This window comes from Siminovitchia jepli, from assembly GCF_047228825.1.
Classification (GTDB): Bacteria; Bacillota; Bacilli; order Bacillales; family Bacillaceae_C; genus Siminovitchia.
Window position 1 is genome coordinate 13,542 of record NZ_JBFEGN010000014.1, and the last position, 11,955, is coordinate 25,496.

The window sequence follows — 11,955 nt, forward strand, 5'->3', positions numbered from 1 at the left end:
GGGGGAGAATAACGTTGCGGCTCAAGGAAATATACATATACGGATACGGAAAATTTCGTGATCTCCACATCAAAAACCTGGCAGATCTGCAAATATTTTACGGTGAGAACGAAGCGGGCAAATCGACGATCATGTCTTTTGTTCAAAGCATGCTGTTCGGATTTCCGCCCAAACAACAGTCGTCCCAGCCAAGATACGAACCGAAAACCGGATCTTCTTATGGAGGAAAAATCATTATGGCATCCGAAAAATTCGGTGAAGTGGCGATCGAACGGATCAGGGGAAAAGCTGCGGGAGATGTAATGATTTTGCTGGAAGACGGAACGGTAAAAGGCGAGGAATTTTTGCGTGAAATGTTAAATGGAATGGACAGGCAGATGTTTGAAAGTGTTTTTTCCTTTCATCTTGAAGGATTGCAGCAAGTTCACCGTTTAAAAGAAGAAGATATCGCCAAGTATTTGATCGCGGCAGGAACGGTCGGCACGGATTTATTGCTCCAGGCGGAACAGCATTTTCAAAAAGAACTGCAGCAGCTTTTTAAGCCGGGCGGAAGGAAGCCCCGGATCAATATCCAAATAAAACAGCTCCGTGAACAGGAACAGCTTCTTAAAAAAGCCAGGAAAGAAAACATAAAATATGAAACATTGCTTAAGGAGAAAGAAAATGCAGCAAATGGCATGAGGGCGCTGGACCAAATTCTGGACGAAAAAAAGAAACGGTTCAGAAAATATGAGGAGCTGTACAAGGCGTGGCCGCTCATTATGGAGACCCAACAGCTCAAAAAGCGGCTTGAACAACTGGGGCCCGTCGATTTTCCGGCACAAGGGATTGCCAGGCTTGATAAATATAAAGACCAAATGATTCGCGCAGGCAGCGCTTTGACAACGGCCAAACAAAAAGTGGCGGAAACGATGAAGGAGCTGGAGGAGCATTCACCCTTGCCGGGCTTTGAGCAAAATCGGGCGGAATTGCTCCTCCGGGGCTGGTCCCAATATGAGCAAAATGCCGAAAAAATGTCCGTGATTAATCGAGATATAGATGAATCTGAAAAGGAAATTGCACATATTTTGAAGGAGCTGAATTGGTCGCGGGACGCTTCCGCATCCATTCATGAATTAAACCTTGGGATGGATATGAAAGCGAAATTAAAAGATCAGGTTGGGCAATTTGTCCGGCTGGAAGGAAAATTAAGCGACAGTGAAGACATGCTGAAAAATGAGCTTGCATTGCTGAAAGAATGGGAGGAAACGTGTCGGGAAATTGAACGGGACCTGATCGATGAAGAAACATTTCAAAAATGGAAAAAACAGTATGATATGCACGAGTCTTTCGCATTGGCGGAACAAGAAAAGCGGTATTTGGAAATGGAGATTGATAGCCTTCTCCGGCAAAAGAGCCGTGAAGAAAAGGAAAAGGAGCAAAAAAGAAAGCAGGCTTTCTTTATAAACAGCCTGTTTCTGTCTCTGTTTGCCTTTGTTTTCATATGGAGCTTTCTATCCGGCGAGTGGATATTTGCGCTGTTCTCATTGGCCGCCATCCTTTATTCCTGCGTCACTTTTACGTGGCGGAAAAAAAATGATGTCGGGTTATACGATGAAAGCATCCAAAAAAAGAAAGAGCAATTAAAAACAATAGAGGAAGCAATTTCGTTAGCTGCCGGACAAACAGATTTTACGGTTCGTTTTGAAAGGCAGCTCAAGCTCCGTGAAGAATGGAAGCAATCCTACCATCTATTGGAGCAGCAAAGAAAGAAGGTTGAAAACGCAAAGGTTCATCTTGAAAAAATAAGAAGCGCCATGGCGGCCATTCAAAATGGTTTGAACCAGATCAAAAAATCGTTTGGGCTTTCCGAAAGTTTTTTCAATGGAAAGCTGGAAGATGCATTTCAACTTTTGCAACGGCTGCAGAAGCTTGACGAGCATATACAAAACCAAAAGGAGCAATTAAGCATGTTATCCGGCAAACAGAGAGAATGGTTCGCCGAATTAAAATCCATTTTGGGCTCATTCGATATTCCGGTAACAGAGCCTTCCGAAGCTGTTTTTATCTTAAAAAATTTACTGGATAAGGAACGCAAAAAGCAAATTTTATTCCAGGAGCTGAAGAAAAAGCTTCAGGCTTTACAAGCGGATGTGCTGTTTCATGAAAATGAACAAAAAGAAATCAACGCACATATTTCTAAATTGCTGAAAGCGGCGGATGTTGAAACGGAAGAGGCATTTCGAAAAAAAGCGGAGCTGTATGCCGAAGCGGAAAAATTAAAAGTGAGACTGAATCTTTTGGAGAGCCAAGTTGATCCGGATCAGCTTGTTCCCGACTTCCAAACTGTCGGGGAATTAAAAGGTGAAATCGCTGTGCTGAAAGAATCCATCGAAAAGGATGAGCAGAAATTGGACCGCTTCCGCCATCAACTGGCATCGCTGGCACAGGAAATCCGCTTCCTGGAAAACGGAGGAACCTATACGGAACATCTTCATCAGTTTTATCACATGCGGTCGATTTTGAATGAGGACGCCAAAAAGTGGGCCGAACTTGCCGCGGCCAAAGCGATACTCAAAAAAACATTGCAAAAGTATCAGGAAGAACGCTTTCCGCAGGCCATGCAAAAAGCGGCGGAATTTTTCACCATGTTGACAGACGGCGAATACAGGCGCCTTTACTTGCAGGGAGACGGGAACCTTGTTGTCGAAAGAAAGGATCGGACAGTTTTTACGCCCGCCGAAATGAGCAAAGGAGCGGGAGAACAGTTATATACGGCCATTCGCTTGGGCCTGATTTACGTACTGAGGGAAGAATTCCCGTTTCCGATTTTCATAGATGACGGCTTTGTAAACTTTGACAAGAAACGTACGCAGCGGGTGTTAAAATTGATAAAACAAGTCAGTTCCGATACGCAAGTATTGCTGTTTACTTGCCATCCGCATTTGATCGAACAGCTTCCCGGAGAAAAGGTCATGCAACTTGAAAAACGGGCCGTTCAATTGAGCGGGATTCAATCAGGAAGGGTTATGGTATAATTTGATTGGAACAACGGGGATGGAGGCGTTTGGATGTTAAAAGAATTGTTGGAACATGAAGTTGGCGAACATGTCGATATGTTTCTGCTGATCAAAAGTGCGACGAGGGGAATTGCGAGCAACGGAAAACCATTTCTGACGCTCATTCTCCAGGACCGGTCGGGAGATATAGAAGCGAAGCTTTGGGATGCTTCCGATGATGAAGTCAAGGTTTATCAACCGGGAACGATCGTGCGGATAGCGGGGGAAGTCCATAATTACCGGGGCAGGATGCAATTAAAAATAAAGCAGATTAGGAGGTCGACTCCGCATGACGGAGTATCGACAGCAGATTTGCTGGAAACCGCCCCATTGACAAAAGAAGAAATATCCAGCAAGGTGACACAATATATATTTGAAATGAAAAACCCCAATATCCAAAGGATTACCAGGCATCTGCTGCGTAAATATTATGAGAAGTTTCTTGAATATCCGGCTGCTACGAAAAATCATCATGAATTTGTTTCCGGGCTCGGATTTCATGTCGTGTCCATGTTGGATCTCGCCAAGTCGATCACGGAATTATATCCGTCACTGGACAGGGATTTACTGTATGCGGGTGTTATTTTGCATGATTTGGGCAAAGTATTCGAATTGACGGGCCCAGTGGCAGCTTCTTATACAATTGAAGGCAACTTGCTCGGCCACATTACGATCATGGTGGACGAAATCGGAAAAGCGGCCGGGGAACTCGGGATTCACGGGGAAGAAGTCGTTGTTCTCCAGCATCTCGTTTTAAGCCACCACGGAAAGATGGAATGGGGGAGCCCGAAGCAGCCAATGATTAAAGAAGCGGAAATATTACATCTGATTGATAATTTGGATGCCAAAATGAATATGCTGGACCGCGCCTTAAAACGGGTAAAACCCGGGGAATTCACGGAAAAAATATTTCCGCTGGACAATCGTTCTTTTTACAAGCCGACATTCCATTCGTAAATGCCTCTTAATTAGGGGCATTTTTTTTGGGATTCCATCATATGATACAACAAACGGTCAAGCTCTTGAAAGGAGATGTCATACATGTCCCTGCCCATTTGGTTATACGTCGTTATTGCAGGAATCTTTGTCAGTGCGTTTATGGCGGTGAAAACGGCCCGTGAAGACCGGGAAGTGGAACAGGAATGGATTGAAAAAGAAGGGGAAGTTTTTATAAAGAGAATGGAAGAAGAGAAAGAGCGGAAAAGGGGAATAAATGAAGCGGGAAATGCTTAAGATTACTTTGGCCAATGTTGTTGGATGTAAAGAAGCTGCCCAATGAGGGCAGCTTCTTTATTTTTCTGCTTTTTTCTTGTCGTCTTCGGCTTTCTTTTCATTTAGTATGTTGTCAAATGTTTCTTTTAAATCTTTGTCATTTACTTTGACATCTGCTTTTTTCAGTTCATCTTTTAGAGCTTCCTGTATAGTCTCAGGATCGAGCTTGGCCACTTTTAACTGATGGGCATAGTCATCTTTCACTTTATCGTACGGCTGTCTGTCTTTTTTTGGTTTTTCTTTAATATCCGTCACCTGAATGATATGCCAGCCAAATTGTGTTTCAACCGGGTTGCTGATTTCGTTTTTCTTTAATTTGAATGCCTCTTTTTTAAATGTCTCGTCCATTTGCGGTTCATCAATTGAAATCGTTCCAAGGCTGCCGCCCTGTTCGTTGGCGGCTGTGTCGACGGAATATTCTTTTGCTAGCTTTTTGAAGTCTTCGCCTTTATCAAGTTTTGATTTGACTTCCTTCGCAGTCTTTTCATCATCCACTAAAATATGGCGCACTTCAATTTCTTTTTGTTTGTTATTGTAATATTCTTTCACTTCTTCTTCAGAAACTTTCATGTCTTTGACCGCCGCTTTTTCTTGAAGCAAATTTATTTTCAGCGACTGGCGGAAATCGTCCTCATCTTTAAAACCGCTTTGCATCAGAGCCATTTCAAATTGGGGTCCGAGCTGCTCTTTCAACTCGTCCAATTTTTTGTCGACTTCCTTATCCGAAACTTTGTATTCTTTGGAAAGTACTTTTTCGAACACGAGCTGCTGAAGGGCTTGTTCACCGGCTTTATCTTTCATTGCTTCGTAAAGTTCTTCTTTTGTTACATTACCGGCTTTGGTTTTTGCCACTGTATCGCTGTTTTGGCCGCCGCAGCCTGCCAAACCGACGATTCCTGCCGCCATCGTAAGGGTGAATACCCATTTTTTCATATAAGACAACTCCCTGTATTTTTATATCTCTTTGTGAGAAATTCCACAAAACTTACTATATCATAGATGGTTGCAGAAAAAAACTGTTTCCATAAAATCGAAGCAAATTGGGCGTTTGCTTCAGCCAATTAGCCCTGCAAGGCATATGCTGTATTGAATGGGAAAGGAGGTCATGAACGATGGGAGGCTTTCGCGGAGGAGGCTTTGCTTTAATCGTTGTTCTGTTCATTTTGCTGGTGATTATTGGAGCGGCATACGTTTGTTAATTTGTTGAAAAACGGGCTCATATCCTGAGCAATACAATCATCAATGAATATGATAAATGGTGAATGGTAAAGAGGAGGTGTAGAAAGTGAGCGCAGGAGCCGGATACGGTGGGGGCTTTGCCCTGATCGTCGTGTTGTTCATTTTGTTGGTAATCGTAGGTGCCGCTTGGTTTTACTAAGAAGCCAATAACGGTTTATATAAGCCCAAAAAAGGCGGGATCCCCGGATCCCGTCTCTCCTTTTTATACGGTCTTTGGACCAGCCTGCGTTTATGTGTACAAAATTTCAATATAAGATGAAAATAGCAATATCGTAATCAAAATATTAATTGTCCGAAAAATTTTGGGATGGCGCTCTTCGGGAATCTCTCTCTGGATACAGAGGGAGTAAGTTAAATTATTAAAAACATATAATATGAGAACTGCATAAACAATAAAAAAAGATACCAAGAATGATCCTCCCCCTTACTTCCTTCATAATGAAAGAATAGCAAATTTTACATCAAAATCATAGTGCCATCTTCAAAATGCTTGGTGATTAATCCTCCTCATCCTCAATCAGAAGGTCGTATCCATCCTCATTTTCCTCCACAAGTGCATTTTTTGGAGAGGAGAACAGCGCCTTAATGTAAATAAAATCAAAGGCGGACATACCGCTGTTTAAGGCAAATAAAATGGCAATATAGTGGCCATACTCCGGAAAAAGAAATAAGGTTGTTAAAAGTACCGCGTTGATCAGTAAAAATGGTAAAATAAGTGCAAACACAAATCTTTTTTTCGGAATTGGATATTCCACTTTCATCTTAAGAACCGGCAAAAGATAAAAAAACTCGATTTCCCACTTCATGTATCGATAATACGGAATAATCGGCAGCAAGTGGCATAACTTATGAAACGGGTATAAAAGAATCAATGCGAATATAAAAACAAGCACGTAATCATCGTTAAATTGACGGTCCATAAACGACTGCATCGTTACGTAAAATAAGATAAAAACAAGCAGGGCGACAATGGAAGAAATAAAAAAACGCCGAAAAAAATCGTACTTGCGATTTAAATAATATGTTTTCCAACAATGCATAATGGACAGCCTCCAACAATGATTTCAAAATGGTTCGCTTTCCATACTTTACGACGAAAAGTGCTGAATTGCAATAAGCTTTTTCCTTAAGTTAAACAAAGATACAGAGTGTATGGGGGGAAAGGGAAAACATGAATATGGAAGAGATGAAGGCTCGGGTGGAAAGGCTGGAATTTCACCAAAGACTCCTTTTGGGGATGATTCATCATACTGAAAAAGCATTTGACCTTCTTGTTATTAAAAATAATTTGTCTGAATCAGAGGTAAAGGATTTTCTGGATCTTTGTGAAGCACTTAACAAAGAATTTGAAAAACAAAAAGCGGATCATTTTGTTTATTATGCTCCGCTTTTTCAGGAATTTACCACAAAGTTAAACAAAAAATTGTCGCCGAAAGAAACCATTTCCGCATGCTTAAAGCAAAACATGTATGTTGAGCTGATGAAAAAACTTTTGAGAAATATGGAATAAGCTGTTTTAGACAACATTGTCAATCTTTGGTTCATGAATGACCAGTCCCTCATTCGTAAAATCAGATTCAATATTATTGAATGATTTTTCAAAAATCTCCATAAAATCATCTCCATATATTTTGCGTACAATCGCCATGATTTCCATCATTTCCGGAAACTTCCCGAATAGGCCTTGCAATGGCAGGGCTCCCTGGACAACCATGCTTTTATGGGGCTCGAAACATGCCATTAAATCCAGCAGCAAATGTTCCCCTTTTTCTGTCAGCCTGATATACGTATTCCGCTTGTCATTTTCCGTCTTGGAAAATTGGAGATACCCCCGTTTTTCAAGCTTTTTCGAGAAATTGAAGGCAGTGGATACATGCATGACCCCAAATTTCGCGATATCCGAAATAGACGCTTGCTTTAAATGATAGGCGATCCATAAAATATGGTGCTCGTTAATATTCAAATTGTATGGCTTAATCCAGTTTTGCCAATCCTTCTCTACCGCTTTCCACAATGCTTTGCTTAGTTGGGCCATCCGCTGGCTGAAAATCATTGCTTCCCTCATTGAAAATTGTTCTTCTTGCATTTTATTCCCCCGCTTTGCACGTCTTTTTATTATTATGCAAAAAAAATAATAAAAATGCAATGAGAAAATTCTGTTTCCAAAGAAAAAATGAAAAAAGGCAAGAGTTTTGTCGAATTCCTTCCTCTTGCCCAAAGATATTTAGGTGGAACTGATTTTTTGTTTTCCTTCTTGCAGTTTCTTTTCCAAATCAGTGATCGTTTGTTGGATATGTTTAATTTCCTGCTGCATTGATTCTTTAGTAGGTTCAATATCCTGCTGCCATTCTTCAACGACTGTTTTAACGTCTGTCGCCAATTCTTTAATGATAGCGGTTCCTTCCTTGGAAAGCTTTGTAACCGAATCTTTCATTTCGGCAGCATTGACCTTGAATTCATTGGCGATACGAATCCACTCATCTTTCGCTTCCTTTACCTGTTTGCGGAGCTCTTTTCCCGAAAGCGGTGCAGAGAGCAGCGCAGTTGCTGCCCCGACAACTCCTCCAACGACTAACCCGTAAGTTAACATTTTTTTATTCATGTCAATATCACCCCTCTCATTATAATTCATTTTATTGATTTAAAAAATAGACTCCCTTACATACTTTATACCCCAACTTTTTCATGTCCACACACATTGCGGCATATGATTTAAAAAGATTGGGGATCGAGGTGGCGGAAATTGAATATCGTCAAAGGTTTGGCAATCGTAATTGGCATCTGCCTGTTGTTCGGGATGCTGCACCATATGATGGCATGCTTGCGCCCAAGAATTTATCCGCCGAAAAAAATATTGAAACAGCGGGCAGCATTGTTTGGTTTTTCCGGATTGGTGATGCTTATTATAGCTTGGTTTCTGTAAAAATGTAAAACAAAAGAACCCCAAAAGGGTTCTTCTTGGCGCCATTGTTATCACTAGGCCGCTTGCTGCAAGTTCGTCCGTTTTAAAATGGTTTTTACAACAGGGTATAAAATGAACATGGCAATGGCGTTCATGACGGTGGCAGGAATGACGACCATTCCAAAAAGTCCTGCAAATGTCCCGGGTAAACCGACAAACAAATAGGCAGATGTAAGAAACACAGTTCCCGACACGATCGTGCCAATCGCGGTTAAAACAGAAACACTCACAACGTTGGTAAATTTTTTGGCGATCAGCAAGTATAATCCGAAAAAAATAAATGCCGTAACCGGTTTGTCAATCATGTTGGGAACGAGGCCTGCGGGGAAACTGGATGTAATGCCGGCAAGCACTCCGGTTGCGATACCGAGTATGAGCACATTTTTGACGCCGGGGAATAACACAATTCCCAAAAACATCATGGCCAGCATCGTATCAGGCTTCATTCCCAAATAAATTCCGGGCATGATGAAATGCAGCGCCGCCCCGATCGCAATAAACAGGGATAAAACGACGAGTGTTCTTGTATTCATGCAAACTCTCCTCTTCTCAGCTAAACTCTGGCTTTCTGCTTTCCTGGCATGCTCTGATGCTGCCAGCGAAAGATTAGGAATATTGTATCATACTAATCTCGGGGAATGAAGCCTTTTTTAAATGGAGCCTGCCAGCTTAGCTTATTGAAGTTTGTTGCGCACGGCTGCAGCCATTTCCTGCAGGTCCGCTGGCGAATAATCGTTTTGATGGCTGATAAAAGTTTTGGCGAAGCCGTCCGTATGATCATACCGGGGGATAAGATGCAGATGATAATGAAAAACTTCCTGTCCGGCAAAAGCCCCGTTATTATTCAAAAGGTTCATACCTTCCGCATGAAACGCTTCCTTAATGGCATTCGCGATTTCCGGTACGGGGGAAAACACTCTTTCGGCTGTTCCGGAATCCATTTGAAATAGATCGTCGATATGTAATTTCGGAATGACCAGTGTATGCCCTTTCGTTACTTGGCTGATGTCAAGAAAAGCCAAAACATGCTCATCCTCATACACTTTTGCGGAGGGAAGCTCATTGTGGACAATTTTGCAAAAAATGCAATCACTCATGGTTGGATTCCACCTTTCCTTGTTCTTAAAGCTATTTTAGCACAGAATATGTGCAGGGCAAACGCCCTGCACACTGTAAGGAAAGAGCGATTTGTGGCTAAAGAAAAATGCAATGAATCGATAACATGTCCAACACTATCATCCCCTTAAACGGTTTGATTCGTGCCTTAAATGTTGATCGTGTTTCGCGTTTAATGCAGATTACCGCCCAACGCCATCACCCCATATTCTTTTGCCGCCCTTTCAATCCTTAAGATAACCATTTCGGCTTTCGTTCATGAGCGGAAAAAAGAGGGAATGACGGATTAAGCGCAGGCCCAAATCGCTTATCATACGATCTTGGGATATGTTACAATGAAAGCAATTTAAAGAGAGGGCGTTTTGCAATGTCGTTATTGGAAGTGAAAGATTTAACCGGTGGCTATACAAAAAACCCCGTACTTAAAAACGTCAGTTTTTCGGTCGGAAAAGGTCAGCTCATCGGGCTGATCGGCTTGAACGGTGCCGGTAAAAGCACGACCATCAAGCATATCATTGGACTGATGGAAGGAAGATCCGGAACGGTAACGATCAATGGGATCACATTAAAAGAAAATACGGAACAATATCGCAGGCAGTTTTCATACATACCTGAAACACCTGTTTTATACGAAGAATTGACACTGGAGGAACATCTCCAGTTAACAGCGATGGCATACGGGTTGCAGAAAGAAACATACGAGGAAAGAATCGGCCCGTTATTAAAGGAGTTTCGCCTCGATAAAAAATTAAAATGGTTTCCGGCGCATTTTTCCAAAGGCATGAAGCAAAAAGTGATGATCCTGTGCGCTTTTTTAGTGGAGCCGATGCTCTATATCATTGATGAGCCATTTTTGGGCCTGGACCCGCTCGGCATCCAATCGCTGCTTGAACTGATGAACAGAAAAAAAGAGCAGGGAGCAGGGATATTGATGTCCACCCATATCCTTGCTACTGCAGAGCGGTTTTGTGACGGCTTCATAATGATGCATAACGGGGAAGTCCGGGCAAAAGGTTCACTGGCCGATTTGCGGGAGGAATTTGGAATGAAGGGCGCAGGGCTTGATGATATATATATTCATCTGACAAAGGAAGAGACGAATGAAACAGATTGAATCGCTATGGCCGGAACGGCTCCATTCGTTTATGAAGGAGATCAGGCGGTATTTCAAATATATGCTGAATGACCATTTAAAGTTTGTTCTCATATTTGGCGGGGGCGCGGCCATTTACTATTATTCGCAGTGGGTAAGAATGATCGGGCCCGAATTTCCCGGAGCAGTCATTGCCGCGGCCATTTTGGCCGGATTCCTTTCGGTGAGCCCGATCATCACTTTGTTAAAAGAAGCGGATGCCGTTTTTCTTCTTCCCTTGGAAAAGCGCCTATCCGGGTATTTCCAGAAAGGCGGCCGGCTCAGCTTTCTGCTGCAATCCTATTTGCTTTTGCTTGCCTTGGCAGCGCTGATGCCGATGTTGTATCAAACAAACGGTGTCAACCTCCGGTTTTTCTTTATTATGTTTGCCTGCCTGCTTTTACTGAAAGTTTGGAACATGCGCATGCATTGGAATACGTTAAAGACAGCAACACAAAACATGCTAATGGCAGATTTTACAATCCGCTTTGTCCTTAACGGCCTTTTTCTTTATTTTCTCATCATCCAGGCCTCAGTCATCATGATGCTGGCCGCTGCACTTTTTATGATGGCTTATACCTTGCATTCCGAAAACTTGGCGAAGGAGCGGCCGCTTAAATGGGAAAAGCTGATTGAAAAAGAGTCTGGAAGAATGCAGATGTTTTATCGTACCGCCAATATGTTTACGGATGTTCCCCATTTAAAAAGCAACGTTGGCAGAAGAAAGTGGCTGGATCCCATTTTTCGGTCCATACCGTATGGGCGGGATCAAATTTATTTGCATTTGTTTTCGAGAACGCTGTTGCGGACGAAAGAGTATTCGGGACTGATCATTCGCTTGACGGTAATTCCGGCGATTCTTTTGGTGTTCTTGGAAAATCCGTATATTACGATTGCCGTTGCCCTGACTTTTTTATATTTAACAGGCTTTCAGCTTCTGCCGGTCTACCGCCGGCACGATTTAAAGGTGTGGGTACAGCTTTATCCGATTTCGCATCATGTTAAAAAGCAAGCTTTTGTAAAGCTTTTGTTTTACATTTTGGCAGGACAGGCAGTTTTGTTTATCTTGGTCCTGGTCCTAAAGGGCAGCTTTTTAAATGCCGTTTATACGGGAGCGGCCGGTATTGCCCTTGCTGCCTGGTTTTCCATGCGCTATGCGCCAAAAAGAGTGGGGGATACCATTAGATAAAGAAAAA

16 protein-coding genes are annotated in these 11,955 nt (G+C 42.4%); 9 read left to right on the forward strand and 7 right to left on the reverse strand.

All coding sequences use genetic code 11. The annotated features are described in order from the left end of the window. Positions 1 to 14: 14 nt before the first annotated feature. The 3 genes from AB1L08_RS07735 (at position 15) to AB1L08_RS07745 (ending at position 4,271) form a co-directional block, all read left to right on the forward strand. Positions 15 to 3,017, forward strand: coding sequence for an ATP-binding protein (locus tag AB1L08_RS07735; RefSeq protein ID WP_413064096.1), 3,003 nt, complete (start codon positions 15 to 17; stop codon positions 3,015 to 3,017). A gap of 33 nt (positions 3,018 to 3,050) precedes the next feature. Next, on the forward strand, positions 3,051 to 3,995 hold the full coding sequence (yhaM, locus tag AB1L08_RS07740; protein WP_413064097.1) for a 3'-5' exoribonuclease YhaM: 945 nt from the start codon (positions 3,051 to 3,053) through the stop codon (positions 3,993 to 3,995). Between the two features lie 84 nt (positions 3,996 to 4,079). Further along, complete coding sequence (locus AB1L08_RS07745; RefSeq protein WP_413064098.1) at positions 4,080 to 4,271, forward strand: sporulation YhaL family protein; 192 nt, start codon at positions 4,080 to 4,082, stop codon at positions 4,269 to 4,271. A 57-nt stretch (positions 4,272 to 4,328) separates the two neighbouring features. Here the strand turns inward: AB1L08_RS07745 and AB1L08_RS07750 are convergent, their stop codons facing one another. Beyond that, on the reverse strand, positions 4,329 to 5,243 hold the full coding sequence (locus AB1L08_RS07750) for a peptidylprolyl isomerase (RefSeq protein ID WP_413064099.1): 915 nt from the start codon (positions 5,241 to 5,243) through the stop codon (positions 4,329 to 4,331). A gap of 179 nt (positions 5,244 to 5,422) precedes the next feature. On the opposite strand from AB1L08_RS07750, the gene AB1L08_RS07755 reads away from it, so the two are divergent. Both AB1L08_RS07755 and AB1L08_RS07760 read left to right on the forward strand, forming a co-directional pair. Next, a complete protein-coding gene (locus AB1L08_RS07755) occupies positions 5,423 to 5,509 on the forward strand; it encodes a YjcZ family sporulation protein (RefSeq protein WP_413064141.1) in 87 nt (28 codons plus the stop codon). Positions 5,510 to 5,595: 86 nt separating this feature from the next. Further along, entirely contained in the window at positions 5,596 to 5,688 is a 93-nt protein-coding gene (locus AB1L08_RS07760; protein WP_413064100.1) for a YjcZ family sporulation protein, read from the forward strand. Positions 5,689 to 5,778: 90 nt separating this feature from the next. Here the strand turns inward: AB1L08_RS07760 and AB1L08_RS07765 are convergent, their stop codons facing one another. After that, positions 5,779 to 5,958 carry a hypothetical protein gene (locus AB1L08_RS07765; RefSeq protein WP_413064101.1) on the reverse strand — a complete coding sequence of 60 codons (180 nt, stop codon included), beginning with the start codon at positions 5,956 to 5,958 and terminating at the stop codon, positions 5,779 to 5,781. 88 nt (positions 5,959 to 6,046) lie between these two features. Next, positions 6,047 to 6,589: a DUF3267 domain-containing protein gene (locus AB1L08_RS07770; protein ID WP_413064102.1), complete on the reverse strand. Its 543-nt coding sequence runs from the start codon at positions 6,587 to 6,589 to the stop codon at positions 6,047 to 6,049. A gap of 131 nt (positions 6,590 to 6,720) precedes the next feature. On the opposite strand from AB1L08_RS07770, the gene AB1L08_RS07775 reads away from it, so the two are divergent. After that, the gene (locus AB1L08_RS07775; protein WP_413064103.1) at positions 6,721 to 7,059 is read left to right on the forward strand and encodes a DUF1878 family protein; all 339 of its coding nucleotides are present in this window, start codon (positions 6,721 to 6,723) and stop codon (positions 7,057 to 7,059) included. 6 nt (positions 7,060 to 7,065) lie between these two features. On the opposite strand, the gene AB1L08_RS07780 is transcribed toward AB1L08_RS07775, so the two are convergent. Together AB1L08_RS07780 and AB1L08_RS07785 are read right to left on the reverse strand one after the other, a co-directional pair. Further along, a complete protein-coding gene (locus AB1L08_RS07780) occupies positions 7,066 to 7,635 on the reverse strand; it encodes an HTH-type transcriptional regulator Hpr (RefSeq protein ID WP_413064104.1) in 570 nt (189 codons plus the stop codon). 138 nt (positions 7,636 to 7,773) lie between these two features. Further along, positions 7,774 to 8,151 carry a YtxH domain-containing protein gene (locus tag AB1L08_RS07785; RefSeq protein WP_413064105.1) on the reverse strand — a complete coding sequence of 126 codons (378 nt, stop codon included), beginning with the start codon at positions 8,149 to 8,151 and terminating at the stop codon, positions 7,774 to 7,776. A gap of 210 nt (positions 8,152 to 8,361) precedes the next feature. Between AB1L08_RS07785 and yhzF the strand changes: the two genes are divergently transcribed. Beyond that, positions 8,362 to 8,472, forward strand: a complete 111-nt coding sequence (gene yhzF, locus AB1L08_RS22570) for a membrane protein YhzF (RefSeq protein WP_489686523.1) — start codon at positions 8,362 to 8,364, stop codon at positions 8,470 to 8,472. A gap of 53 nt (positions 8,473 to 8,525) precedes the next feature. On the opposite strand, the gene AB1L08_RS07795 is transcribed toward yhzF, so the two are convergent. Both AB1L08_RS07795 and AB1L08_RS07800 read right to left on the reverse strand, forming a co-directional pair. After that, a complete protein-coding gene (locus AB1L08_RS07795; protein WP_413064107.1) occupies positions 8,526 to 9,044 on the reverse strand; it encodes a tryptophan transporter in 519 nt (172 codons plus the stop codon). A 141-nt stretch (positions 9,045 to 9,185) separates the two neighbouring features. Continuing rightward, entirely contained in the window at positions 9,186 to 9,608 is a 423-nt protein-coding gene (locus AB1L08_RS07800) for an HIT family protein (RefSeq protein WP_413064108.1), read from the reverse strand. A 386-nt stretch (positions 9,609 to 9,994) separates the two neighbouring features. On the opposite strand from AB1L08_RS07800, the gene AB1L08_RS07805 reads away from it, so the two are divergent. Together AB1L08_RS07805 and AB1L08_RS07810 are read left to right on the forward strand one after the other, a co-directional pair. After that, positions 9,995 to 10,741 carry an ABC transporter ATP-binding protein gene (locus AB1L08_RS07805; protein WP_413064109.1) on the forward strand — a complete coding sequence of 249 codons (747 nt, stop codon included), beginning with the start codon at positions 9,995 to 9,997 and terminating at the stop codon, positions 10,739 to 10,741. Continuing rightward, the gene (locus tag AB1L08_RS07810; RefSeq protein ID WP_413064110.1) at positions 10,728 to 11,948 is read left to right on the forward strand and encodes an ABC transporter permease; all 1,221 of its coding nucleotides are present in this window, start codon (positions 10,728 to 10,730) and stop codon (positions 11,946 to 11,948) included. Before AB1L08_RS07805 ends, AB1L08_RS07810 begins: the two co-directional genes overlap by 14 nt. Positions 11,949 to 11,955: the final 7 nt, after the last annotated feature.

Bases quoted from the DNA above. Each gene is read 5' to 3' on its own strand.
- AB1L08_RS07810 (WP_413064110.1), top strand. From the start codon at position 10,728: ATGAAACAGATTGAATCGCTATGGCCGGAACGGCTCCATTCGTTTATG.
- AB1L08_RS07770 (WP_413064102.1), bottom strand. From the start codon at position 6,589: ATGCATTGTTGGAAAACATATTATTTAAATCGCAAGTACGATTTTTTT.
- AB1L08_RS07755 (WP_413064141.1), top strand. From the start codon at position 5,423: ATGGGAGGCTTTCGCGGAGGAGGCTTTGCTTTAATCGTTGTTCTGTTC.
- yhzF (WP_489686523.1), top strand. From the start codon at position 8,362: ATGGCATGCTTGCGCCCAAGAATTTATCCGCCGAAAAAAATATTGAAA.
- AB1L08_RS07750 (WP_413064099.1), bottom strand. From the start codon at position 5,243: ATGAAAAAATGGGTATTCACCCTTACGATGGCGGCAGGAATCGTCGGT.
- AB1L08_RS07805 (WP_413064109.1), top strand. From the start codon at position 9,995: ATGTCGTTATTGGAAGTGAAAGATTTAACCGGTGGCTATACAAAAAAC.
- yhaM (WP_413064097.1), top strand. From the start codon at position 3,051: ATGTTAAAAGAATTGTTGGAACATGAAGTTGGCGAACATGTCGATATG.
- AB1L08_RS07775 (WP_413064103.1), top strand. From the start codon at position 6,721: ATGAATATGGAAGAGATGAAGGCTCGGGTGGAAAGGCTGGAATTTCAC.
- AB1L08_RS07785 (WP_413064105.1), bottom strand. From the start codon at position 8,151: ATGAATAAAAAAATGTTAACTTACGGGTTAGTCGTTGGAGGAGTTGTC.
- AB1L08_RS07745 (WP_413064098.1), top strand. From the start codon at position 4,080: ATGTCCCTGCCCATTTGGTTATACGTCGTTATTGCAGGAATCTTTGTC.
- AB1L08_RS07800 (WP_413064108.1), bottom strand. From the start codon at position 9,608: ATGAGTGATTGCATTTTTTGCAAAATTGTCCACAATGAGCTTCCCTCC.
- AB1L08_RS07795 (WP_413064107.1), bottom strand. From the start codon at position 9,044: ATGAATACAAGAACACTCGTCGTTTTATCCCTGTTTATTGCGATCGGG.
- AB1L08_RS07780 (WP_413064104.1), bottom strand. From the start codon at position 7,635: ATGCAAGAAGAACAATTTTCAATGAGGGAAGCAATGATTTTCAGCCAG.